Annotated in this window: 22 protein-coding genes and 1 tRNA gene; 15 read left to right on the top strand and 8 right to left on the bottom strand. The window is 70.7% G+C overall.

Features of this window, described 5'->3' with window-relative positions:
- Window positions 1–5: 5 nt before the first annotated feature.
- Window positions 6–80: transfer RNA gene (locus ACFE71_RS04340), tRNA-Gly, on the bottom strand.
- Window positions 81–247: 167 nt separating this feature from the next.
- Here ACFE71_RS04340 and ACFE71_RS04345 point away from each other — a divergent pair.
- From ACFE71_RS04345 to ACFE71_RS04360, 4 genes are all read left to right on the top strand, one after another.
- Entirely contained in the window at window positions 248–1,144 is an 897-nt protein-coding gene (locus ACFE71_RS04345) for a tetratricopeptide repeat protein (protein ID WP_375427642.1), read from the top strand.
- Window positions 1,141–1,764: an LON peptidase substrate-binding domain-containing protein gene (locus ACFE71_RS04350; RefSeq protein ID WP_375427589.1), complete on the top strand. Its 624-nt coding sequence runs from the start codon at window positions 1,141–1,143 to the stop codon at window positions 1,762–1,764. Before ACFE71_RS04345 ends, ACFE71_RS04350 begins: the two co-directional genes overlap by 4 nt.
- 126 nt (window positions 1,765–1,890) lie before the next feature.
- Window positions 1,891–2,058 carry a Trm112 family protein gene (locus ACFE71_RS04355; RefSeq protein WP_375427590.1) on the top strand — a complete coding sequence of 56 codons (168 nt, stop codon included), beginning with the start codon at window positions 1,891–1,893 and terminating at the stop codon, window positions 2,056–2,058.
- The gene (locus tag ACFE71_RS04360; protein WP_375427591.1) at window positions 2,055–2,444 is read left to right on the top strand and encodes a hypothetical protein; all 390 of its coding nucleotides are present in this window, start codon (window positions 2,055–2,057) and stop codon (window positions 2,442–2,444) included. The genes ACFE71_RS04355 and ACFE71_RS04360 overlap by 4 nt, the downstream gene beginning before the upstream one ends.
- Here ACFE71_RS04360 and ACFE71_RS04365 read toward each other — a convergent pair.
- Window positions 2,441–3,664: an FAD-dependent monooxygenase gene (locus ACFE71_RS04365; RefSeq protein WP_375427592.1), complete on the bottom strand. Its 1,224-nt coding sequence runs from the start codon at window positions 3,662–3,664 to the stop codon at window positions 2,441–2,443. The two genes, ACFE71_RS04360 and ACFE71_RS04365, sit on opposite strands and share 4 nt — an antisense overlap.
- 101 nt (window positions 3,665–3,765) lie before the next feature.
- On the opposite strand from ACFE71_RS04365, the gene ACFE71_RS04370 reads away from it, so the two are divergent.
- The gene (locus ACFE71_RS04370; RefSeq protein WP_375427593.1) at window positions 3,766–6,087 is read left to right on the top strand and encodes a DNA translocase FtsK 4TM domain-containing protein; all 2,322 of its coding nucleotides are present in this window, start codon (window positions 3,766–3,768) and stop codon (window positions 6,085–6,087) included.
- Window positions 6,088–6,425: 338 nt separating this feature from the next.
- Entirely contained in the window at window positions 6,426–7,097 is a 672-nt protein-coding gene (locus ACFE71_RS04375; protein ID WP_375427594.1) for a PEPxxWA-CTERM sorting domain-containing protein, read from the top strand.
- Window positions 7,098–7,219: 122 nt separating this feature from the next.
- Here the strand turns inward: ACFE71_RS04375 and ACFE71_RS04380 are convergent, their stop codons facing one another.
- Entirely contained in the window at window positions 7,220–11,032 is a 3,813-nt protein-coding gene (locus ACFE71_RS04380; protein ID WP_375427595.1) for a PAS domain-containing protein, read from the bottom strand.
- 475 nt (window positions 11,033–11,507) lie between these two features.
- Between ACFE71_RS04380 and ACFE71_RS04385 the strand changes: the two genes are divergently transcribed.
- The 3 genes from ACFE71_RS04385 (at window position 11,508) to ribA (ending at window position 14,178) form a co-directional block, all read left to right on the top strand.
- A complete protein-coding gene (locus ACFE71_RS04385) occupies window positions 11,508–12,074 on the top strand; it encodes an outer membrane lipoprotein carrier protein LolA (RefSeq protein WP_375427596.1) in 567 nt (188 codons plus the stop codon).
- 284 nt (window positions 12,075–12,358) lie between these two features.
- Entirely contained in the window at window positions 12,359–13,141 is a 783-nt protein-coding gene (locus ACFE71_RS04390) for an exodeoxyribonuclease III (RefSeq protein WP_375427597.1), read from the top strand.
- Entirely contained in the window at window positions 13,138–14,178 is a 1,041-nt protein-coding gene (gene ribA / locus ACFE71_RS04395) for a GTP cyclohydrolase II (protein WP_375427598.1), read from the top strand. Before ACFE71_RS04390 ends, ribA begins: the two co-directional genes overlap by 4 nt.
- A 96-nt stretch (window positions 14,179–14,274) precedes the next feature.
- Here ribA and ACFE71_RS04400 read toward each other — a convergent pair whose 3' ends face one another.
- The gene (locus ACFE71_RS04400) at window positions 14,275–14,937 is read right to left on the bottom strand and encodes an HAD family hydrolase (protein ID WP_375427599.1); all 663 of its coding nucleotides are present in this window, start codon (window positions 14,935–14,937) and stop codon (window positions 14,275–14,277) included.
- Window positions 14,934–15,593, bottom strand: a complete 660-nt coding sequence (locus tag ACFE71_RS04405; protein WP_375427600.1) for a YggS family pyridoxal phosphate-dependent enzyme — start codon at window positions 15,591–15,593, stop codon at window positions 14,934–14,936. Before ACFE71_RS04405 ends, ACFE71_RS04400 begins: the two co-directional genes overlap by 4 nt.
- Window positions 15,594–15,615: 22 nt before the next feature.
- On the opposite strand from ACFE71_RS04405, the gene ACFE71_RS04410 reads away from it, so the two are divergent.
- Entirely contained in the window at window positions 15,616–16,167 is a 552-nt protein-coding gene (locus tag ACFE71_RS04410; protein WP_375427601.1) for a thiamine phosphate synthase, read from the top strand.
- Window positions 16,168–16,518: 351 nt separating this feature from the next.
- Here ACFE71_RS04410 and ACFE71_RS04415 read toward each other — a convergent pair whose 3' ends face one another.
- Window positions 16,519–17,232 (bottom strand): hypothetical protein, encoded by a 714-nt coding sequence (locus tag ACFE71_RS04415; protein WP_375427602.1) that lies wholly within the window; start codon window positions 17,230–17,232, stop codon window positions 16,519–16,521.
- 192 nt (window positions 17,233–17,424) lie between these two features.
- Here ACFE71_RS04415 and ACFE71_RS04420 point away from each other — a divergent pair, with 192 nt between their 5' ends.
- Genes ACFE71_RS04420 through ACFE71_RS04440 form a run of 5 tightly spaced genes read left to right on the top strand, consistent with a single transcriptional unit; the run spans window position 17,425 to window position 22,559 of the window.
- Window positions 17,425–17,868, top strand: a complete 444-nt coding sequence (locus tag ACFE71_RS04420) for a DUF3576 domain-containing protein (protein WP_375427603.1) — start codon at window positions 17,425–17,427, stop codon at window positions 17,866–17,868.
- A 9-nt stretch (window positions 17,869–17,877) separates the two neighbouring features.
- Window positions 17,878–20,457 carry a leucine--tRNA ligase gene (gene leuS, locus ACFE71_RS04425; protein WP_375427604.1) on the top strand — a complete coding sequence of 860 codons (2,580 nt, stop codon included), beginning with the start codon at window positions 17,878–17,880 and terminating at the stop codon, window positions 20,455–20,457.
- A complete protein-coding gene (lptE, locus tag ACFE71_RS04430; protein WP_375427605.1) occupies window positions 20,454–20,951 on the top strand; it encodes an LPS assembly lipoprotein LptE in 498 nt (165 codons plus the stop codon). Before leuS ends, lptE begins: the two co-directional genes overlap by 4 nt.
- The gene (gene holA, locus ACFE71_RS04435; protein WP_375427606.1) at window positions 20,948–21,961 is read left to right on the top strand and encodes a DNA polymerase III subunit delta; all 1,014 of its coding nucleotides are present in this window, start codon (window positions 20,948–20,950) and stop codon (window positions 21,959–21,961) included. Before lptE ends, holA begins: the two co-directional genes overlap by 4 nt.
- 1 nt (window position 21,962) lies before the next feature.
- Window positions 21,963–22,559: an SOS response-associated peptidase gene (locus ACFE71_RS04440; RefSeq protein ID WP_375427607.1), complete on the top strand. Its 597-nt coding sequence runs from the start codon at window positions 21,963–21,965 to the stop codon at window positions 22,557–22,559.
- On the opposite strand, the gene ACFE71_RS04445 is transcribed toward ACFE71_RS04440, so the two are convergent.
- Both ACFE71_RS04445 and ACFE71_RS04450 read right to left on the bottom strand, forming a co-directional pair.
- Window positions 22,530–22,940: an endonuclease domain-containing protein gene (locus ACFE71_RS04445; RefSeq protein WP_375427608.1), complete on the bottom strand. Its 411-nt coding sequence runs from the start codon at window positions 22,938–22,940 to the stop codon at window positions 22,530–22,532. The genes ACFE71_RS04440 and ACFE71_RS04445 overlap by 30 nt on opposite strands.
- 52 nt (window positions 22,941–22,992) lie before the next feature.
- The gene (locus ACFE71_RS04450; RefSeq protein WP_375427643.1) at window positions 22,993–23,904 is read right to left on the bottom strand and encodes a ParB/RepB/Spo0J family partition protein; all 912 of its coding nucleotides are present in this window, start codon (window positions 23,902–23,904) and stop codon (window positions 22,993–22,995) included.
- Window positions 23,905–23,908: the final 4 nt, after the last annotated feature.

Here is a 23,908-nt window from a genome sequence, read left to right on the forward strand (position 1 = left end):
AAAACTGGAGCGGGCGAAGGGATTCGAACCCTCGACCCCAACCTTGGCAAGGTTGTGCTCTACCCCTGAGCTACGCCCGCTCTGGCGCCGGGCCCGGGACGTACCGGGCGGGTGAGCGAGCGCAGTTAGCACCCGTCCCCACCCTTGCCAAGCCCCCACCCAAGGCCCTTGGCTTACCGGCCCGCCCGGCCCACATGACCCCCCACGCAAGCACACGGAGAAGACAGCCTTGGCCACCACCCTGGGGATGAGCGCCGCCGACAAGACCGCCGTCGAGGATTTCCGCCGCGACGTCGTCGAGCCGTCGATGACCAAGCTCGTCATCATCGATTTCTGGGCGGAATGGTGCGGCCCCTGCAAGGCGCTGACCCCGCTCCTCGAAAAGGTCGCGGCCGCCTATGCCGACAAGGGCGTCGTGCTCGCGAAGGTCGACACCGACAAGAACAAGTTCATCGCGTCGCAATTCCAGATCCGCACCATCCCGACGGTGTACGCGATGCATGGCGGCCAGCTCGTCGCCGACATGACCAGCGCGCGCACCGAATCGCAGCTGCGCACCGTCCTCGACCAGCTCCTGAAGCAACTGCCGATCGACTCGGAGGCGGCGGACGCCGAAGCCGAGCTCGAACCGCTGATCGCGATGGCCGAGGACGTGCTGGCCGAGGGCGACGCCCCCCGCGCGCTGTCGATCTTCGACCAGCTCGCCGAGATGGCCCCCGACCACCCCGCCGTCCTGTCCGGGCGCCTACGCGCGCTCGTCGCGGCGGGCGAGCATGACGAGGCGGAGGCGCTGATCGCCGCGCTCCCGCCCGAGCTCGCCAAGGATCCCGGCGTCGCGCGCGCCCAGGCCGCGCTCGCGCTCGCCCGCACCGCGCCGCCGGTCGACGATCTCGGCCCGCTCGTCGCGGCGGTGAACGCGGACCCGAACGATCTCGAAGCCCGGTACACGCTCGCCAACGCCCAGATGGCGGCGGGCGACCGCGACGCCGCCGCCGACGGCCTGCTCCACATCGTCGCGACCGACCGCGACTGGAACGAGGGTGCGGCGCGCACGCAGCTTCTCCAGATTTTCGAGGTGGTCGGGCTCGTCGATCCTTGGGTGTCGGCCCAACGTCGCCGCCTGTCCGCGGTCCTGTTCGGATGACCCGCGACCTCGCCACCACGCGCCTGTCGATCTTCCCGTTGCCCGGCGCGATCCTGTTTCCCGGCATGCACCTGCCGCTCCATTTGTTCGAGCCGCGCTACCGAGCGCTCGTCTCCGACGCGATGGCGCGCGACCGCCGCATCGGCATGATTCAGCCGAAAGGCTCGGGCGACCGCCCCGAACTGTTCGATCTGGGCTGCGTCGGCCGCATCGCCGAGGTCGAGGCGCTCGATGACGGCCGCTACAATTTGATCCTGGAGGGCGTGGCGTTGTTCCGCGTCGTGCGCGAGCTCGACGTGTCGACGCTCTTCCGCCAGGTCGAGGCCGAACTGCTCGAGACCGCCCCCGACGAGACGCTCTCGCTCGGCCGTCGCGCCTCGCTGGAAGCCGAGTCGCGCCGCTTCGCCGAGGCTGCGGGCTATGCGGTCGATTGGGATCAGGTCGGCAAGCTCGACGACCAGACGCTCACCAACGGCATCGCCCAGATCGCCCCCTTCGACGCCGCCGCCAAACAGGCGCTGCTGGAGGCGGGCGGCATCGAGGAGCGCGCCGAGCTGCTCATCCAGTTGATGCAGTTCTTCGGCCGCCACGACGGCGAGAACCGGGTCACGCTGCAATAGCGTGGACGTCCTACGAGGAAATCCCCTCCGTTCGCCCTGAGCTTGTCGAAGGGTCTTTGTTCTACACGACAGTGGCGAGAAGGACGACCCTTCGACAAGCTCAGGGCGAACGGTTACTTCCACGGCATGATCGACCCCTGGCTCCTCGAACGCCTCTGCTGCCCCGTCACCCGCACCCCGCTCCGCTACGACCAGGAAGCGGGCGAGCTGGTGTCGGAGGCGGCAGGGTTGGCCTACCCGGTCCGCGTCGGCGTCCCCGTGATGCTCGTCGAGGAAGCGCGGCGGCTCCCGTGAACCGGGCCGACGACCTGACCGGCGACTGGCGCGGCATCTTCAACTATCCCGCCGCCCAGCCCCCGACCGAGTTCACCGCGATGCTCCATGACGCGGGCGGCACCCTGTCGGGCCACACCGTCGAGCCCTCCTTGCGCGGCGACACCGTCACCGCGCGCATCGACGGGCGACGCGCGGGGGCGGCCGTCACCTTCGTGAAGCTCTATGACGACGAGGAAAACGAGGATTACGACATCGTCGCCTATGAAGGCGCGCTCGACGCCGAGGGCGCCGAGATCACCGGCCGCTGGACGATCCCGGGCGTCTGGGCGGGAACCTTCATCATGGTGCGGACACGCGGCGTCGAGGCGGAAGCCGTGCTGACCGCGACCGATGAGGTTCGCTAGACCAACGCGCCCCGCAGCAACGCGGGCAGCTCCCCCGCCTCGCCCCGCGCCTCGGCCATGAAGGCGCGCTTCAGCGGATCGACCGCGTTCACCGCCGCAAGCCCCAAGCGCCTGACCGCGCTCGCCGTCCGTCCCGGTATCCCGAACAGCCGCGCGAGGCCGTCGGTCGCCGCCGCGATCGCGCCCGTATCCAGCGCGCGCCACCGCTGGTACCGCGCCAGCAGCGCCGCGTCGCCCAGGTCTAGCCCGGTGCGCTTGCCCTCGACCAGCACCTCCGTCAGCGCGGCCACGTCGCGCAGGCCCAGGTTCAGCCCCTGCCCCGCGATCGGGTGGATGCCGTGCGCGGCGTCGCCCACCAGCGCCAGCCGCTCGGCCGTGATCCGCGATGCCAGGTGGAAGCCGAGCGGCCAGCTCACCCTTGGCGACGCCCCCGACAGCGCGCCGAGCAACCCGCCCATCCGCTTTTCCGCCTCATGCAGGAACGCCCGGTCCGACAGCTTGAGCATCCCCGCCGCGTCGCGCGCCGCGACCGTCCACACGATCGCCGATCGGTGCCCATCGGCGTCGCCGACCAGCGGCAGCAGCGCGAACGGCCCCGCCGGATAGAAGATCTCGTACGCGACGCCCTCATGCGGCCGCGCGTGATGGAACGCCCCCACGATCGCCGCGTCGTCATACTTCCACCGCGCGACGTTGATCCCCGCCGCCGCCCGCGTGGGCGAGTTCCGCCCCTCCGCCGCGACCAGCAACGGCGCGCGCACGACCGCCCCGTCATCGAGAGTCGCGGTCACGCCGTGCTCCCCGCGCTCGACCGCGACCGCCGCCGTCCGCATCCGGAGGTCGACCCCCGCCTCCCCCATCGCGGCGTGGATCGCCCGGCGGAGCGCCCGGTTCTCGTACATGACGCCGAGCGCCCCGTCGTCCGCATCCGGCGTGAAATCGAGCCGCCCCGGCGCCAGCCCGTCCGACACGCGGATCGACGCGATCGGCTGCCCCAGCCCCGCTAGCCGCGCGCCCAATCCGATCGCCTCCAGCATCCGGCCGCTCGCGCTCGCGATCGCCGACGCCCGCCCGTCGAAACCGGGGGCCAGCGTCACCGCCGGATCGGCCGGATCGACGACCACCCCCGTCAGGCCATGTTTCGCCAGCGCCAGCGCCAAGGTCGCGCCGACCAGCCCTCCGCCAAGGATCAGGACGTCGGCGTGGGTGGTGGTGCTCATAAGCCACGCCCTTACCCGCGCCGGCCGCGCGCGCCAACGGCCGCCTTGACGCCGCCCGCCGCCCCCGCGATGCTTTCCGCCGATTTAAGGGGGATACGGGGATGGCGAGCCGCGCGCAGCTCGGACGGTCGGGGCAGGGTCTCTGGCGCGAGACGGTCAGGGCGGGCGCGGTCCGCTCGGGGGCGCTCGTCGCCGGCGTCGCGCTGTTCCTCCTAGCGGTCCTCGCCGCGCTGGCGCTGGCGAGCTATCATCCCGGCGATCCCGCGATCAACACCGCAGGCGGCGGCCCCGCGCGTAACCTGGTCGGGCTCCCCGGCGCGTGGTTCGCCGACCTCGCGCTCACCGTCTTTGGCCCCGCCGTCGCGCTTCTCCTTCCCATGGTCCCGATCGTGGCGCTCCGCCTGTGGAAAGGGCTGCCCCCCGGCGAATGGCTTCGCATGCTGCGCGGCTCCGCGCTTGGCGTCGCGCTGATGGCGACCGCGTTGGCGACCGTGTCCGATGCATCGGTCCTGGCGCTCCCCGCCGGCTGGGGCGGCGTGGTCGGGCTCGGCGTGACGGGCGCGGCGCAGTGGGCGACGGGCTTCATCGGCGAGCCCCAGGCCGAATGGTGGGCCCTGCTCGCGTTCGGTGTCCTCGCCGGGGTCGCCGGCGCGCTCGTCTGGGGTCGCGCGGTCGAGATCGACTGGGCCGAACTCGCCCGCCGCTCACGCCCCAGGCAACGCTCCAAGATCGCCGGGGCCTATGACGATGCCCTGGGCGACGAGCCCCTCGAACTGACCCGCCGCCCACTCGCCGACCGCGCGCCCAAGCCCGACCGCCCCGCGCCCAATAACGCCATCAGCATCGCCGAGCGCGGCTCCTCCCCCGCCGCGATGCCCGCCGCCCCCAAGCGCGCGCCCGTCGACACCAACGCCACCTTCAAGCTTCCGAGCCTGGACCTGCTCACCCCCGCGCCCCCCGCCCCCAAGGGCGCGATCGACCGCCCCGCGCTCGAGCGCAACGCCCGCCTGCTCGAGTCCGTCCTCGACGACTTCCATGTCCGCGGCCAGATCACCGAGGTCTGCCCCGGCCCCGTCGTCACCATGTACGAGCTCGAACCCGCCCCCGGCATCAAGGCCAGCCGCGTGATCCAGCTCGCCGACGACATCGCGCGCAACATGTCCGCCATCTCCGCGCGCGTCGCCACCATCCCCGGCCGCACCGTGATCGGCATCGAGCTTCCCAACCCGACCCGCGAGATGGTGTCCTTGCACGAACTCGTCGGCTCCCAGGCCTTCGAGGACCAGGCCGCGCAGCTCCCCATCATCCTTGGCAAGAACATCGCCGGCGATCCCGTCGTCGCCGACCTCGCCCCCATGCCCCATCTGCTCGTCGCGGGCACCACCGGCTCGGGCAAGTCGGTCGGCCTGAACGCCATGATCCTGTCGCTCCTCTACCGGCTCACCCCCGACCAGTGCCGCATGATCATGATCGACCCCAAGATGCTCGAACTGTCGGCGTACGACGACATCCCGCACCTCTTGTCGCCCGTCGTCACCGACCCCGCCAAGGCCGTCCGCGCGCTGAAATGGGCGGTCGAGCAGATGGAGGACCGCTACCGCCAGATGTCGTCGGTCGGCGTCCGGTCGCTCGCCAGCTTCAACGACAAGGTCCGCGCCGCCGCCGTGAAGGGCCAGCCGCTCGGCCGCCGTGTCCAGACCGGCTACGACCCCGACACCGGCCGGCCGATCTACGAGGAGGAGAAGCTCGAATACGACGTTCTCCCCCAGATCGTCGTGATCGTCGACGAGCTCGCCGACCTGATGATGACGGCGGGCAAGGAGGTCGAGTTCCTGATCCAGCGCCTCGCGCAAAAGGCGCGCGCGGCGGGCATCCACCTCATCATGGCGACGCAGCGGCCGTCGGTCGACGTCATCACCGGCGTCATCAAGGCGAACCTGCCGACCCGCATCTCGTTCCACGTGACCTCGAAGATCGACAGCCGCACCATCCTGGGCGAACAGGGGGCCGAGCAGCTGCTGGGCAAGGGCGACATGCTCTACATGCCCGGCGGCCGCGGCGTGGTGCGCGTCCACGGCCCCTTCGTCTCGGACGAGGAGGTCCACGCGGTCGCCGACTTCTGGCGCGCGCAAGGGAGCCCCGACTACATCTCGTCGGTCACCGAGGAGCCCGAGGAGAGCTACCAGCTCGAAGGCGCCCCCACCGGCGAGGACTCCGCCGAGGACCAGCAATACCGCGCCGCGATCCAGCTGGTCTGCGAAAGCCGCAAGGCGTCCACCTCCTGGCTCCAACGCCAGCTCCGCATCGGCTACAACTCGGCGGCCCGCCTGATCGAGCGCATGGAGAAGGACGGCGTGGTCGGCCGGCCGGACCATGTGGGCCGGCGAGAGGTGTTGCGCGACGCCGAGGGACACGCCGTCTAGCGGACCAGGTCCGCTCGACCGCCGGCGTATGGGAACGGCGCGGAGACGCGCCATGCGTCGCGCTCAGCCCGCGCCCGATCGCTGAACAGCCGCGCGAAGTTCGACGGCCCCGCTATCCGGGCACCCGGCACGCGCATGATTGTTACGGTTTTCTTGCGGGCGAAACCGCGCGATGTCGGCTTTCGACATGAAATTTCAAGTAAATATCAAGACTTAACTTAGGTGTACGATTACCCGGCGCAAGAAACGTATAAGGTTGTCAACGTCGGAGGTCGTGGCCGACGTCGTTGTTCGATGGGAATGAAGCCGTTGTAGTTGAACACAGAGGGAGAAAAATCATGAAGAAGCTTTTGGCTCTATTGACGACCGCTGCGGCGGTGACGATGGCAGTCGCCCCGGCGCAAGCAACCGTGATCGTTCCCGGCAGCATGGGGTTGATATTCGACCCGTTCATTCCGGCCACGCAAGGTTCGCAGATCGCTTTCACGTCGGTACCGGGAACCGCGCGGACCTTCGCGGCGACGTTGCGGTCGGCGGTCTACCGCAATACCCTGGGCACCCTGGACTTCTATTATCAGGTGGCCCGCACGGGACCCGGTTCGCTGGCCGATCAACAGATCGACATCCTTACCGCCTCCAATTTCGCCGGCTTCAGCGTGGACGGCTTCGTCAGCGCGGCCGATCCCGACGGCGGGGGCGCGTTCACGGCGGTGAACAACCCGGGCACGTCCACGACCACGGTCGGCCGCAGTCCCGATGGTCAGGTCCTCCAGACGTTCTTCTCGCCCAACGGGCTGATCGGTACCGAGAACAGCGCGACATACATATTCCGCACCAACGCGACCCTGTTCACGACCGGGACCTTCGGCCTCATCAACGGCTCCACCTTCGACGGACTGGCGTTCGCGCCCACGGTGCCCGAGCCCGCGACCTGGGGCATGATGATCCTGGGCTTCGGCCTGGTCGGCGGCGTCCTGCGCCGCCGCAAGGAAGTCGTCGCCTACGCCTGACCCCGGCGCGCCGGTCGCCTTCGCCGGCCTTCGTGGCCGCGCCTCGGGCGAACTGGCCGGCGTCCGCTTGTTAAGTCCCGTGGCCGCGCCCTCATCCCGGGATGAGGGCGCGGCCATGCTCCTCAAGCCGCGTCACGCAACGCGGCCGCCAGATCGCGCAGGCGTTCGGCGCGTATCGCCGCGCGCCAGGTGAGCAACCCATGCTCCAGCGCGCCGGCGTGGTCGCCGAGCCGCGCCTCGCCGAACATCCCGGCGGTCCCCGCGAGCTTGTGCAGGAGCTCCGCCACCTCGGCGACGGCCGCTCCCTCGAACGCGCCCGAGCGCACGAGCTCGTCGACCTTGCGCAGCGTTTCGTCCCGTCGCAGCCGATAGCGTTCATGGATAGCGCCGCCGGGACGCGGCTCGGGACGCCCGGGCTCCGGCGCGGACGGCGTCGCCGACGGTATCGCCCAACGCCTGAGCGCGGTCTCCAGGTCGCGCAGCGCGAGCGGCTTGGCGAGGTGCGATTGCATTCCCGACGCCAGGCACGCCGCCACGTCGTCGGCATAGGCGTTGGCGGTCAGCGCCACGATCGGCAACCGGTTCGCGTCGTGACCGGACGCGCGCAGGCGGTGGGTGGCCTCCAGGCCTCCGAGCCGCGGCATCTGCATATCCATGAGGACGATCGAATAGGGACGGCCTTCCCGGTCGGCCGATGCGATCATGGCCGGCGCCTCCTCGCCGTCGGCGGCGATCTCCGCCGCGCAGCCGAGCCGCTTCAGCATCTCCGCGATGAGAAGCTGGTTCACGTCGTGATCCTCCGCGACCAGCACGCGCATCGAACGGTCGAACGACGCGACCGGATCCTCCCCATCCCCGGTCGCGCGCCCGGTCGCGTCCCCGGTCGCCTCCCCGATCGGTCGCGTCGCCGCGGGGACCGCCGCGGCTCCGTCGACGGGTGTGAGCGGCAGCGTCACGATGAAACGCGATCCTCGGCCGAGCTCGCTTTCAAGCGCGATGTCGCCGCCCATCAGCCGCGCGAGTTCCACGCTGATCGGCAGGCCCAGCCCGGTGCCGCCATGACGCGGCGCGACGTCCGCGTCGGCCTGGACGAAGCGTTCGAAGATCGCCGCCTGGCGGTCGGGCGCGATGCCCGCGCCGCTATCCTCCACCTCGATGACGACGCGGCCGCCGTCCGCCTGGTGCGTCAGGCGCGCGCGCAGCAGCACCCGGCCCTCCGCAGTGAACTTGGCCGCGTTGCCCAGCAGGTTCAGGATGATCTGGCGCAGACGCAATCCATCGCCCAAGATCATCTGCGGCAACGCGGTCGATATGTCCGATTCCAGTCGCACGCCCTTCTGCTCGATCGCGGGTTTGACCAGCTTGACGCAGGCGCGCAGCGCGTGGACCAGGTCGAACGGCTCGGAAGCCACGCTCATCTGACCCGCCTCGATCTTCGACAGGTCGAGGATGTCGTTGAGCAGCCGGACCATGCTGCGCCCGGAATCCGCGATCAGCTCGGCGCGGCGGCGCTGTTCGACGGTGAGCTCGTTCGCCAGCAACAGTTCCGTGAAGCCGACCACCCCGTTCATGGGCGTCCGGATCTCATGGCTCATGTTGGCCAGGAAACTGGATTTGGCGCGCGCGGCCGCCTCGGCGGTCTCCCGCGCCGCGACCAGTTCCGCTTCCAGCGCCTTGCGCGCCTCGATGTCGCGGATCGCCGAGATCACGCCGGCGGGTATGTCGTCGGGCCCCAGCCAGCCCCTCATGTGCGACTCGAGCCAGCGCCAGCCGCCGCTCTTCTGCCGCAATCGATATCGGACGGTGACCGCGTCCCGGGCTCCGGTGATGATCGCCAGGTGGGCGGCGTGGACGGACTCCTGCGCGTCCTCGTGGATGAACTCCGCGCAGTGCCGCCCGATCAATTCGTCCGGGGTGAAGCCGGACAACTCGACGCAGGACGGCGACGCGTACAGGACCGACCCGTCGTCCGCGGTGCGCAGCACGACATCCGTGGCGTTGTCCGCCAACAGCCGGTATTGCCGCTCGCTGTCGCGCAGCGCCTCCTGCGCCGCCACCTGCGCGCTGATGTCCTGCACCACGCCGATGATGCCGACGACGGCGCCGTCCGGGGCTCGCTCCGCTTGGCCCTGCACCGCGGCGGACTTGGACGATCCGTCGTCGAGCAACAGCGTCGCCGAGAAGGCGAACGGCTCCCCGTGCGCCATGGCCCGTTCGACAAGGCCGCGCACCCGCTCCCGATCGTCCGGGTGGTAAGCTTCGATGGCGTTGTCGAGCGTGGGGACGTGATCGGGTCCGACCCCGTGTATCCGGTACACCTCGTCCGACCAGACGACCTCGCCGCGCACGAGGTCGACCCGCCAGTGACCGACCCGCGCCAGCGATGCGGCCATGCTGAACAGCCGGTGGCTTTCCTGCAGGTCGGCGGCGGCCTCGGCGGCGGCGATCTCGGCGGTCTGCCGACGCTTGATGTCGCGCACGCTGGCGACGAACTCCACCGGTTCGCCGTTCCGGTCATGGATCAACCGGTATGTCGCCTCCAGCCAGACATAGCGGCCGTCCCGGTGCTCCTGCCGATAGCTGCAGATGGGATGGTCCACGCCGGTCAGCAGCGACCGGCAGACGTCCATGACGCGCGCCCGGTCGTCCGGGTGGATCGCGGCGACGGGCGCGCCGCCCGTCATCTCCTCGGGGGAATAGCCGAGCAGCGCTTGGCAGGCGGGTGACACGTAACGCCGGATGCCGTCCAGGCCGATGCGGACGATCATGTCGTTCGAATGATCGGCCAGCAGACGATATTGCTCATACTGCTCCCGCCGCTGGGCCTCGGCGGCGACCTGCTGGCTCACATCCTGCACGATGCCGAACAATCCCGCGGGCGCGCCGGCGGCGTCCAGCTCGATCTCGGCGCGCGTCAGGATGTGGACGACCGCGCCGTCCGGCCGCACGACGCGCGCCTGGGACTCGTACCCCTCGCGATCCGCCAAAGCCTTTCGCAGCGTTTCGCGGACCCTGGCCACGTCGTCTGGATGATAGACGGCCAGCGCGTTCTCGACCGTCGCCGGCGTTCCCGGAGCGAACCCGAAGATGCGCAGGACCTCGTCCGACCAGATCATGGTGCCGTCGCCGGTGTTCAGGCACCAGTGCCCCAGCTTGCCCATGGACTGGGCCAGGTTCAGCAGCCGCTCGTTCTTGGCGATCGCCGCGGCCGTGCGGTCGGCCGCCGCCCGCGCGCGCAGCACCGCCGCGATCGCGCATCCGATCGCGAACAGCAGCGCGCCGTCGAGCACCGGGACGATCCGTCCCAATCGCTCGCTGCGGGCGGCGGCCTCGGCGCTGCGCGCCTCCCGCAACCCCAACAGACTCCGTTCCTCGGCCTTGATCTCGTCGAGGGTCGCCGTCGCGTTCTCCAGGCTCTCGCGCTCGCGGCCCGTGCGGACCACCGCCAGGGCCCGGTCGGCCTGGCCCGACTTCATGAGCTCCATGGCGGACAGCGACGTCGCCGCGAACGCCGCGACCCGCCGGTCGAGCTCGGCCAAGCGGCGCTGCTGCGAGGCGTTGTCGCGCGTCAATCGGCGCAGGCGGTCCGCGAGGCGACGATAGTCGGCGAGTCCCCGCTCGAAGGTCGCCAGCGCTCCGGGACGCGCGGTCAGGACGTAGCCTCGCTCGCCGCGCAAGGCCTTGTTGAGCGCGGTGTCGACCGCCTCCGCGTCGATCAGGACGTCCAGCGTGTGGGTTCGCCACCACTGCGCGTCGAGCTGCGTGTCGCGCGCCGCGTCCGCGCGCGCCGCGACCGCGAAGGTGAGCGTGGCCAGCGCGGCGAAGGCGCCGACGAGCACGACCCAGGTCCATGAAAGGACGGATCGCCGCGGCGCGGGCCGCTTGTCGCGGGCCGCCGACCGCTGCTCCACCGCCGCTCGTTCGCGCCACCACATCCTTCGTGCGGTTAGCGTGGAAAGGTAAACGACTTGGGTCCGCCGACGGCATGCGGCGCGATGCGGGCCGTGCATCGACCCCTTCCAATGTTGGAGTTCTTCTGCTCCAAGCTGGCGGGTGACGATCCGATCCGCCCCGACCATCCGGGCGTACCGCCCGGCAGGTCCGGGCCGCGCGCGGGAGCCGTTTCGCCGTGCGCCGACACCGCCCGCCATTCACTCCAAGGCGTTCTTGGCGTGAACTTTAGTGAACTTCCGCGCCTCCGCACCCCTGCCTTGCGTGAAGTCGAGACCGCGCCGGGGTTTCGACTTGTTCATCTTGGCCCACGCGTTTCCGCGGTTCACGGCCGGTTCAATCCCACGGGCCCACCCACGCCGCCGCCACCAAGGAGCTCGTCCGCTGATCCGTCCGCCCGTCCCAGCCGCCGTCCCAGCCGCCGTCCTCGCCGCCGCGCTCACCCTCGCCGCGCCTGCCGTGCCGGTCCTCGCGGCCGCGCCGGCGACCGACATCGCCGTCGTCCAGCGCCATATCCGGTCGCTCTCCACGCTCACCGCGAACTTCTCGCAGACCGATCGCGACGGGCGCGTGTTGACGGGGGTGCTGACCTTGAAGCAGCCCGGCCGCATCCGTTTCCAGTACGGGAAGGGCGTGCCGCTGCTCATCGTCGCGGAGGGCGGAGCGCTGACCTTCATCGACTATTCGGTGCGCCAGGTGCAGCGCTGGCCGATCCGCAACTCGCCGCTGGGCGTGCTGCTCGATCCTTCCCGCGACCTGTCCCGCTACGCCCGGATCGTCCCCGGCGCGGCGCGGGTGATCTCGGTCGAGGCGCGCGATCCCGAGCATCCGGAATACGGCCGCATCACCCTGATCTTCGCGCGCGACGCCGCCGCGCCCGCGGGGTTGACGCTCCAGGGCTGGGTCGCGCTCGACAGCCAGAACAACCGCACCACCGTGCGCCTGTCGAACCAGCGCCACGGCGTGCCCGTCGGCGACGGGACGTTCCGCTGGAACGACCCGCGGCGGGCGGGTCCCCGTTCCTGACGATCCATTCATCGCAGCGACAGGTTAACGCCGCTATGGGGCGTATCGCGGATTTGCGGTCGGGGTCCGGGATTTTCCCCCTGTTGCTCGGGCCTTGGCTTCTTATCCCGCCTGCGTGACTACGCCAGGTCGGCCCTTGTTCCATGCCCCCGGAGCAAGGGCCTTTGGCTTCAGGCGGCCAGCGGCGTGCCGCCGCCGGACTCGCCGGAAGCCCGGCCGGCGGGGCGAAGCCCCGACCGACGCCGCGGCTTTGCCGCGGCGCGCAAACCCCCTAGACCGCCCCCGTGAAGATCGCCTCCTGGAACATCAACTCGGTCCGTTTCCGGATCGACCTCGTCCTGCGCTTCCTCCGCGAGCGGGAACCCGACATCCTCTGCCTCCAGGAGACCAAGGTCGTCGACGCCGACTTCCCCGCCGACGCCTTCCGGGAACTGGGCTACAAGCACATCGTCCTCCACGGCCAGCCCTCCTATCACGGCGTCGCGGTCGTCTCCCGCGTTCCCGTCACGAAGGACGACCGCCTCGACTGGCAGGCCAACCGCGAGGCCCGCCATCTCGGCGTCCGCCTGCCGAACGGCGTCCGGCTCGAGAATGTCTACATCCCCGCCGGCGGCGATCTCCCCGACCGCGCGCTGAACCCGAAGTTCGGCCAGAAGCTCGACTTCCTCGATCGCATGACGCGCTGGTCCGACGCGCTCGACGTCCCGACCGTCCTGGTCGGCGACTTCAACATCGCCCCCTTGCCAAGCGACGTCTGGAGCCACCGCCAGCTGTTGGGCACCGTCAGCCACACCCCCATCGAGGTCGAGGCGCTGGACCGCCTCCAGGCCGCGAACGACTGGGTCGATCTCGGCCGCCGCTTCCAGCCCCCGCCCGAACCCGTCTTCACCTGGTGGAGTTACCGGAACAAGGATTGGGCCGCCTCCAATCGCGGCCGCCGCCTCGACCATCAATGGGCCACCCCCGACGTCGCCGCCATCGCCCGGGCGCACCACGTCGTCATCGAGCCCCGCGACTGGCCCAAGCCCTCCGACCATGTCCCCCTCGTCACCGAGTTCGATTGGTGAGCGACCCACGCGCGGCGGCCAAGGCGATCGACGCGCTCCGCCGAGGCTGGCCGATCGCCGTGAACGGCCTGGGCCTGCTCGCGGTCGAGACCGCCGATCCCGACCGTCTCCACGCCTTCGAGGACGCTGACCTCCTGATCTCCGCCGGCAGAGCCGCCACGCTCAAGCTCGCCAACCAACGCGAAGCCGCGACCCCCGACGCCCCCGTCCTCGTCGAGCGCGCCGCGTGGATCGACCTCGCCGCCGCCACCGCGCTCGCCGACCCGCAATTCGACCTCGCCACCCCCCTCAAGGGCCCATACCGAGCGCTGCCCCTGTCCGATCCCACCCCCGCCGCCGCCGCGCTCCGCCTGGCGCGCATCGCCGGCCTGCTCCCCGCCTTCTTCACCGGCGACCCAGCGCGCGCGGAGGTCACCCTGACCCCCGCCGACATCGACGCGCACGAGGACCCCGACCGCCTCCGGCTCGCCGTCCGCGCCCGCCTTCCCGTCACCTACGCGGAGGACGCCGAGATCGCCGCCTTCCGCTCGCCCGAGTCCGCCGACGAGCACATCGCCCTCCTCATCGGCCGCCCGACCGGCGAGCCTCCGCTGGTGCGCCTCCATAGCGAGTGCCTGACCGGCGACGTGCTCGGCAGCCTCAAATGCGACTGCGGCCCCCAACTCGCCCAGGCCATCCGCGCGATCGCCGCCGAAGGCTGGGGCGTCCTCCTCTATCTCCGCCAGGAGGGCCGCGGCATCGGCCTCGTCAACAAGCTGCGCGCCTACGCCCTCCAGGATCAAGGCTTCGATACCGTCGACGCCAACACCCGCCTCGGCTTCGCGGTCGACGCACGCGATTTCGGCGTGGCGGCGCGGATGCTTCGGCTGCTCGGGCAGGACCGGGTGCGGCTGCTGACGAACAACCCCGCCAAGGTGTCAGGGCTGCAGGCGAAGGGCGTGACAGTCATCGAGCGCGTGCCGCACTTCCTGCCGCCCAACCCGCACAACGAGCGGTACCTCGCCACCAAGCGCGACCGGACGGGACATCAGCTGTAGGCGGCCTGCGATGCCCCATCGCAGGACTCGCCGGAAGCCGGCCGGCGTTGCGAAGCTACGACCGACGACGCGGCTTTGCCGCGGCGCTCCAGGGACCTACTGCAGCAAAGCCTCGACCGCCCCGAAATCCCCCGCCACCGCGTCCACCCCGATCGCCCGCAGGCGCTCGCCGTGATCGGCCGCGCAGTGCGTCCCCGCGCACAGCCCGATCACGTAGCCCCCGCTCGCCACCGCCCCCGTCGCCCCGACGGGCGAGTCCTCGATGATCGCGCACCGCTCGATAGGCACGCGCAGTTCGGCGGCGGCGTGAAGATAAAGGTCGGGCGCGGGCTTGCCGCGGGTCACATGCTCGGCCCCGCTATATACATGCCGGCCGAACGCGCTCCCCAGGCCGATATGCTCCAGGTGGCGCCGGATCCACCGCGTCGAGCTCGACGACACCACCGCCCTGGGAAGTCCGTGGGGCAGCGCCTCGACGAACGCGACCGCGCCCGCGACCGCGTCGATCCCGTCGCGCATCACCCGCTCATCCTCCGCCCGGCGCGCGACGTCGAACTCGGGCGGCAGCGCCCGGCCCATGTGCCGCTCCAGCCGCGCCCGGAAATCCGCCCCCGAATAACCCATGAAGTTGGCCATCGAGTCCTCGGCCGTCGTCGGATGCCCGTTGGCCGTCAGCCACTCCGCGATCTGCCGGTTGCCCAGATACTCGCTCTCGATCAGCACCCCGTCGAAATCGAACAGCACGGCCCCGAATCTCAAGCGCGCTCTCCGAACAAGGCGGACCCGATCCGCGCATGCGTCGCGCCGATCATCACGGCCGTCTCGAAATCGTCCGACATCCCCATGCTCAACCCTGTCACTCCCTCCTCGCGCGCCAGCTTGGCGAGCAGCGCGAAATAGGGCGCGGGCTCCACCCCGGCGGGCGGCAGGCACATCAGCCCCGCGACCGGCAGATCGGCCCCGCGCGCCTGGGCCAGCAGCGCGGGCACGTCGGCGATCGCGCACCCGCCCTTCTGCGCCTCGCCCCCGATGTTGACCTGCACGAAACAGTCCGGCCGACGCCCTGCCCGGTCCATAGCCTTGGCCAGCGCGCTCACCAACGAAGGCCGGTCGACCGAATGAATCGCGTCGAACAGCGCCGTCGCCTCGTCGGCCTTGTTCGATTGCAGCTGCCCGACCAGATGCAGCCGCGTGTCTGGATATTCCTCGCGCAACGCGGGCCATTTCTCCGCCGTCTCTGCCACCCGGTTCTCGCCGAACGCGCGCTGCCCCGCCTCCAGCAGCGGCCTGATCGCGTCGGCCGCATGCGTCTTCGACACCGCGACCAATGTCACCCGGTCCCCCGGCCGCCCGACGGACGCCGCCGCCCTGGCGATCCGCTCGGTGATCGCGCGTAACCTGGTGTCGGCCGTCATCCCGCGCCCTATAGGAGCCCCGATGCGCCCCCGATACCCCGCCCGCTGGCTCATGACCGACGAGCGCATGGGCGACGCGCTCCTTCCGACGCTCCGACGCCTTCCGCCCGGGTCGGGCGTGGTGTTCCGGCACTATCTACTTGGCGACCGAGACCGCCGCGCGCTGTTCGGGCGGGTACGCCGGATCGCCCGCGCACGTCGGCTGGTGCTGGTGGTCGCGCGGCCGGACCGGGTCGGGCGTTCCGACGGGGTTCATGGGACGGCGAAAGGCACGGGCGTGCGGACATGGCCCGCGCATGATCGCCGGGAGGCGATCGCGGGGGCGCGCGCGGGCGCGGACCTGCTGTTCGTTTCGCCGATCTTCCCGACGCGCTCGCATCCGGAGGCGAGGGCGATCGGCCCGGCGCGCGCTGCTGTGATCGGGCGAGGATCGGGGATCGGGATGGTCGCGCTGGGCGGAATGACGGAGCGACGGTTCCGACAACTACGTGGGCTTGGCTTCGTGGGATGGGCGGCGATCGACGCGCTCACTAACCCTCTCCCGCCTTCGCGGGAGAGCGCGTCAGGTAGATAGTCCCCCGGACTATTTAGGTTATGCCGGGGGCATAGCCGACCTGACGCGGGCGCGAAGCGCCAGGGTGAGGGGCGGGCCCTCAGTGCGGAATAGGGCGACGGCCGGCACTCAAGCCGCGGCAAAGCCGCGTCTCCCGAAGACTTCGCCTGCATGGGCGGGCGGAACCAGCCCTCGCCATCCCCGCATCTTCTTGGCGCCTTCGCGCCTTCGCGTGAACAAATTCAGCCAGTCGAGTAAAACTGAACGATGAAAGGTAAAGAGCCGCGGCAAAGCCGCGCCGTCGGTCGCAGCTACGCTACGCCGGCCGAGCTTGCGCGAGTCTTGCGCCAGCGTGGCGCAAGACTCGCCGCGCTAAAAGCGAAAAGCCGTCCCCAGATACACCGCCTGGCTATCCCGCCGATCGTCCAGCCGCGCGATCCGCTCGCGGTCCGTCCGGTACCGGACCCCCGCCGTCACATCCAGGTTACGCGTCAGCGAGTACGAGCTGCCCACATCGAGCGAATAGCTCCGCTCGCCCGCCACCAGCTGCGGGCCCTCGCCGGTCGCGCGGTCCGCGCCCGCCTTCACCCGCGTGGTCAGGCGCGGCAGCGAATAACTCACGCCGACCTCCGCCGACTCGCGCCCGCCCGACTGCCCGGGCAAATCGACCTTGGCGACGTCGCCCGACAACGCGAACCGCCGCCAGCCGACCGCGAGCCCCAGATTATACGCGATCGGCGCCAGGCCCACCGCGGGCGACGCGGCGGCGATGCGATCGGCATCCGGACGGTTCGTCCGCGCGCGCACCGCGACGGTCACCGCGCGGCTGTTCTTCGCCTCGGCGGGGGTGAAGCGGAAGCCGCGCGTCTCCAGCCCGCCCCGCGCGAACAACGCCGCCAGTCGCGGGTCGGCCGAGGACGGCGTGAACGATCCTACCCCGCGCGCGGGCGCGCCGGTGCGCTTCGTCGTCGCCTTGCGGGTCTGCTCGGTCGCGGCGCTCGCGGGCGCGACGACGACCCCGGCGGCGACAAGCGCTCCGGCGACGATGCCCGCGACGATGCGGCCCTTGCTGCTCCCGATCTTCACGGGAAAATACCTGTTGCCCCGCTTCGCCGAATCCAAGCGGCAATCCGCCTACGCCGTCGCTTCGGACCGTTTTTTCACCGGAGTGTTGCCATCGGCACACAATATGCAGGGTCTCGGGCCTTGCCTTGCGGCACCGGAACCACGCTTGTAGAGCGGGACGCGACCGAGTTCCCGTTTTCAGGACGATCGCCCATGACCCCCCCATCCCGTTTCCTGCTCGCGCCGCTGCTGCTTGGGCTGGTGCTCCCGCTCGCGGCCTGCGGGGGCAAGCGCGGGGGCGTCACCGCCGATCTCGCCGCGTCCAGGGTCACGACGATCGGTGTCAATTCCTATCTGTGGCGCGCCAGCCTCGATACGCTGTCCTTCATGCCGCTCGTCCAGACCGACTCGAACGGCGGCGTCATCGTCACCGACTGGTACGCCAACCCGCAGACCCCGACCGAGCGGATGAAGGTCACCGTCACCATCCTCGACCAGGATCTGCGCGCCGATGCGCTTCGCGTCGCCGCGATCCGTCAGGTGGCCCAGGGCGGTCAATGGGTCGCCGCCCCCGTCCAGGCCGCGACCGTCCAGAAGCTGGAGGAGATCATCCTCACCCGCGCCCGCGACCTGCGCCGCGGCGCGATGGCGGGCTGAACCCGACCCGTGACGTCACGCTTCAACGCGCTCAAGGCGGACGCGGCTTGGCAGAGGACCTGGGAGGAGCGCGGCACCTTCCGCGCCGACGACGGTAGCTCCAAGCCGCACCGTTACGTCTTGGAGATGTTTCCCTATCCGTCGGGGCACATCCATGTCGGACACGGCCGCAACTACGTCATGGGCGATGTCCTTGCGCGCTTCTGGCGGATGACGGGGCATGAAGTTCTGCACCCCATGGGCTGGGACGCGTTCGGCATGCCCGCCGAGAACGCCGCCATGGAGCGGGGCGTCCACCCCGGCGATTGGACGCGCGCCAACATCTCCAAGATGAAGGCGCAGCTGAAGCGGTTCGGCCTGGCGCTCGACTGGAGCCGCGAGCTCGCCACCTGCGAGCCCGACTATTACGGCCACGAGCAGGCGCTGTTCCTCGATCTCTACGCGGCCGGCCTCGTCTACCGCAAGGAATCGGCGGTCAATTGGGACCCGGTCGACATGACCGTGCTCGCCAACGAGCAGGTGATCGACGGCCGCGGCTGGCGCTCGGGCGCGCTCGTCGAGCGGCGCAAGCTCTCGCAATGGTTTCTGCGTATCACCGACTTCGCCGACGAGCTGATCGAGGGCTTGCGCGACCTCAAGGACTGGCCCGACAAGGTCCGCCTGATGCAGGAAAACTGGATCGGCCGCAGCCAGGGCCTACGCTTCCGCTTCGCCCTTTCTTCTCCCCTCCCGCCAGCGGGAGGGGCTGGGGGAGGGCAGGACCCGGCCCCCGAAACAACCCCTCCCCCGACCCCTCCCGCAAGCGGGAGGGGAGAAGTGGAGGTCTTCACCACCCGCCCCGACACCATCTTCGGCGCGAGCTTCGTCGCGGTCGCCCCCGACCACCCGATCGCCCAAGCGGCCGCCGCGAATAATCCCGAAGCAGCCGCCTTCATCGAGCTGTGCAAGCGCGGCGGCACCACCGCCGCCGAACTCGACACGCAGGAGAAGCTGGGCTTCGACACCGGCCTGACCGCCGCGCACCCCTTCGACCCCGAATGGCGGTTGCCCGTCCACATCGCCAACTTCGTGTTGATGGAATACGGCACCGGCGCGGTCTTCGGCGTCCCCGCCCACGACCAGCGCGACCTCGACTTCGCGCGCAAATACGGCCTGCCCGTCCGCCGCGTCGTCGCGGAGGGCGACGACACCGCGCCCGATTTCACAGGGAACACCGCATACACCGGCCCCGGCCTCCTCGTGAACTCCGGCCCCCTCGACGGCATGGACGTCGAGACTGCCAAGCGTGCCGTGATCGCGCGGGCCGAGGCGGAGGGCTGGGGCGACGGCACCACCGTGTATCGCCTGCGCGACTGGGGCGTCTCGCGCCAGCGTTACTGGGGCACCCCCATCCCGATCATCCACTGCGACGCCTGCGGCCCCGTCGGCGTCCCGCACGACCAACTCCCTGTCATCCTTCCCGAGGATGTGACGTTCGACGTCCCCGGCAACCCGCTCGACCGCCACCCGACCTGGAAGCATGTCGCCTGCCCGACCTGCGGCGGCCCCGCCCGGCGTGAGACCGACACGCTCGACACCTTCGTCAACTCCTCCTGGTACTTCATCCGCTTCGCCAGCCAACCGACGACCGAGCCCTTCGACAAGGCGGCGGCCGAACGCTGGCTCCCCGTCGGCCAGTATATCGGCGGGGTCGAGCACGCGATCCTCCATCTCCTTTACGCCCGCTTCTGGACCCGCGCCCTTCGCCGCATCGGCCGCCTCGACGTCGCCGAACCCTTCGCCGGCCTGTTCACCCAAGGCATGGTGACGCACGAGACCTACCGATCCGCCGACGGCCGCTGGCTCTCGCCCGAGGAGGTGGACAATGGCGTCGAACGCGCGACCGGCTTGACCGTCGAGATCGGTCGCATCGAGAAGATGTCCAAATCCAAGAAGAACACCGTCGACCCCGAACCCATCGTCGACCAGTACGGCGCGGACGCGGTGCGCTGGTTCATGCTCTCCGACAGCCCGCCCGAGCGCGACCTCCCCTGGTCCGAGGCCGGGATCGAAGGCGCCTGGCGCTTCGTCCAACGCCTCTGGCGCCTGTTCGCCGATACCAAGGACGGGGAGGGCCAGGACAAGGACCTGGCCCGCAAGCTCCACCAGACGATCGCGGGCGTCGCCGCCGACATCGAGGCGCTCGCCTTCAACAAGGCCGTCGCCAAGCTGTACGAACTCGTGAACGCGATCGAGAAGTCCCCGCCCTCCGCCACCCGCGCCGAGGCGGTCCGCACCGCGATGCTCCTCGTCGCCCCCATGACGCCGCACCTCGCCGAGGAGGCCTGGGCCGCCGCGGGCAACGACGGCCTGGTCGCCGACGCCGCGTGGCCGCCCGTCGACCCCGCGCTCCTCGTCGCCGACGAGGTGACGATCGCCGTCCAGGTCAACGGCAAGCTCCGCGACACGCTCGTCCTGCCCAAGGGCCTGCCCCGCGAGGAGGTCGAGACCGCCGCGCTCGCCTCCGACAAGGTGGTCCAGTTCCTTGGCGGCCAGACCCCGCGCAAGGTCATCGTCGTTCCCGACCGCCTAGTGAACCTCGTCGCATGAAGCGGGTCCCGAAAATCTTGGTTGCCCTCCTCGCGCTCGCGCTCCCCGCCTGCGGGCTCAAGCCGCTCTACGCCGGCGGCGCGAACGGCCCCGTCGCTTCCTCGCTTGGTCAGGTGGAGATCGCCGCGATCGAGGGCCGCGCGGGCTGGCTGATGGCCAACGCCCTCCGTGACCGCCTCGGCGAGGGCGGGACCGGCCCCCGCTACCGCCTCGATGTCCGCCTCGACGACAGCATCACCGGGCTGGGCATCCGCCGCGACGACGCCGTCACGCGCGAACGCCGCTCGGTCCGTGCTCGCTACCAGCTCGTCGATCTCGCCGACGGATCGGTCGTGCTCGACGCGACCGCGGGCTCCGACGCCGGGATCGACGTGGTGCAATCCGAATACGCCACCATCGCCGCCGAGAACACCGCGCTCGAACGGCTGTCGCTGATCGTCGCCGACGAGATCGTCGCCCGCCTGGCGCTCTACGCCCGCGCCAACCCCCGGTGAAGGCCAACGCGGGCCAGGTCAGGGCCGCGCTCGACCATCCCCGCCACCGCCTGATCCTCCTTCACGGCCCCGACGCCGGCCTCGCCGCCGAACTAGCCGCCCGCCTCGGCAAGGCGATGGGCGACGGGGCCGAGCGCGTCGACCTCGACGGCCCCGCGCTGAAGGTCGACCCCGCCCGCCTCGCCGACGAGGCCGCGTCCCTGTCGCTGTTCGGCGACAAGCGCTGGATCCGCGTCGCCGGGGTCGGCGAGGAGTCCGTCCCCGCCATCGCCGCGCTGCTCGAGGCCGAACGGGCGGGCAACCCCGTCCTCGCCGTCGCGCCCACCGCCAAGGCGACCTCCAAGCTCGTCAAGCTCGCGCTCGACGCCAAGGACGCCCTCGCTTTCGCCTGCTATCCGCCCAGCCCCGCCGACCTCGAACGCCAGCTGGCGGGCACCGCGCGCGAGCTCGGCCTTCGCGTCGATCCGCTCCTGCTCCGCCGCCTCGTCGCGGCCAGCGGCGGCGAGTCCGCCATCGCCGTGCGCGAGCTGGAAAAGTTCGCGCTTTATCTCGACGCCGACCCCGACCGCCCCGCCGACCTCACGCCGCAAGCCTTCGACGACCTCGCCGCCGACCTCGGCGAGGCGGAGGCCGGCCGCCTCGTCGAATCGGTCCTGGCCGGCGACCCCGCCTTGCTCGGGAACGAGCTCACCCGCCTGCGCGAGTCGGGCGTCTCCCCCATCCCCTGGCTCCGCCAGCTCCAGCGCCGCCTGCTGAGCCTCGCCGCGATGCGCGCCGACCTGGACGGGGGCGAGCCCGTCGATGCCGTCATGAAGCGCCACCGCGTCTTCTTCCGCGAGGAACAGGCCACCGCCCGCGCCCTCCGCGCTTGGGGTCCCGACCAGCTCGCCCGCGCGCTCACCCGCATCCGCGCCGCCGAACGCGCGATCATGGCCCCGGGCAATGCGGGGCCCGTCCTCGCCGAACAGGCGGTCGAGACGATCGCCCGCGCCCAGGCCCGGCGGCGCTGACATGTGCAACCGCTACCGCATGACCGCCGATCCGTCCGAGCTCGCGGCCCGCTACGGGTTCGACCTGCCGCCCAAGGTGCTCGACATCCCGCCCCCCGAACTCTTCCCCGACCGGCCCGCCTCGGTCATCCGCGAAGAGGACGGCGCGCGCCTGCTCGACGTCATGAGTTGGGGCTTCCCCTTCCGGACCGCCGGCAAGACCAAGATGCTGGAAAAGCGCGTCACCAACGTCCGCAACCTGGAGAGCGGTTTCTGGCGCAGCGCCCTCGCCGACCCCGCCCGCCGCTGCCTCGTCCCCTTCACCGCCTTCAGCGAGTACGGACCGAACCGCGGCCCGGACGGCAAGCTCCCGCTCCATTGGTTCGCGGTCCCCTCGCGCCCGATCACCAGCTTCGCCGGCATCTGGCGCCCGCTCAACGAGGGCAAGCGCGCCTTCGCCTTCCTCACCTGCGAACCCAACGGGCTCGTCGCCCCGATCCACCCCAAGGCGATGCCCGTCCTCCTCCACCAGGAAGACGAGGAACGCTGGCTGGCGGGCGAACTGGGCGAGTTGGTCGCGCCGTTCCCGTCACAGCTCATGACGGTCGACGCCCCCTAGCTCCTCCCCCGCTTCAGCGGGGGAGGGAGGAACCCGCGCACCGGCTTCGGCGATGACATACCGAACCACCGCATCCAGATCTCGCAATACGGCCGAGGCAGGCACCCGCAACACATCCACTCCCCTCGCCCGCAACCAGGCATCGCGAACCGCATCCCGCTCCGGCCGATCGCCGCGCCCATGCGCCTCGCCATCCACCTCGATCACCAGCCGGGCCGGCGCGCAGAAGAAGTCTAGCGTGTACGGCCCCGCCGGATGCTGTTTGCGAAACCGAAGCTCATGTCTGCGAAGCTCCCGCCACAACAGGATCTCCGGCAAGCTCATTTCCCGCCGCAACCGCCGCGCCCGACGCTTGCCGGCCTCATCGCTACTCAGCCGCATCCGCTGTCCCCTCTTAATTCCTCCCCCGCTTCAGCGGGGGAGGAACTAGAATTCAGATCCCCTCGCCCGTCAGCCGCTGGCACACCATGTCAAGCTGATCGAGCGTCGCGTAGCCCAGCGTCAGCGTACCCCCGCTCTCCCCATGCGCGATGCGGACGGTCAGCCCGAGCAAGTCGGCCAGCTGATTCTCCAACGCCGCGACGTCACCGTCCGCTCCGTCGGACGCCCGACCCTTCGGCCCGCCGCCGGCCGGGGGCGAAGGCCGCGCGGACGCGCCTTTCGCGCCGCGCGCCATCTTCTCCGTCTCGCGCACCGACAAGCCGCGCGCCTGGACCTCACGCGCGAGGTCCTCGACATCGCGCGATCCCAGCAACGCCCGCGCATGCCCCATCGACAGGGCGCCCTCGCTCACCATCGCCTGCACGCCCTCGGGCAGCTCCAGCAGCCGAAGCAGGTTCGCGACATGGCTGCGCGACTTGTGGACGATCCTGGCCAGCGCCTCCTGCGTGTGCCCATATTCGCCTGACAGCCGCCGATAGGCCAGCGCCTCCTCGATCGCGTTCAGGTCCTGCCGCTGGATGTTTTCGACAAGCGCGATCTCCAGCGTTTCCGCGTCGTCGAACGCGCGCACCACGACGGGCACCTCGGTCAGCCCGGCGCGCCGCGCGGCGCGCCACCGGCGCTCGCCCGCGACGATCTGATATTCGCGGCCATGCGGCCGGACGACGATCGGCTGGATCACCCCGCGCGCCGCGATCGAGGCGGCGAGCTCGTCCAGCGCCGTGTCGTCGAAACGCCGGCGCGGCTGGTCCGGATGCGGCGCCATCGCGCTCACCGGCAACATGCGGACGCCCGGCGACGTGTCGCGGTCGCCCGTGATCGGCTCCTCGCGCGCGATGTCCCCAAGCAGCGCGTTCAGCCCCCGGCCCAGCCCGCCGCGCCGCTTGCCCGCCCCCTCTTTCACGACC

The organism is uncultured Sphingomonas sp. (assembly GCF_964237155.1).
Lineage (GTDB): Bacteria > Pseudomonadota > Alphaproteobacteria > Sphingomonadales > Sphingomonadaceae > Sphingomonas.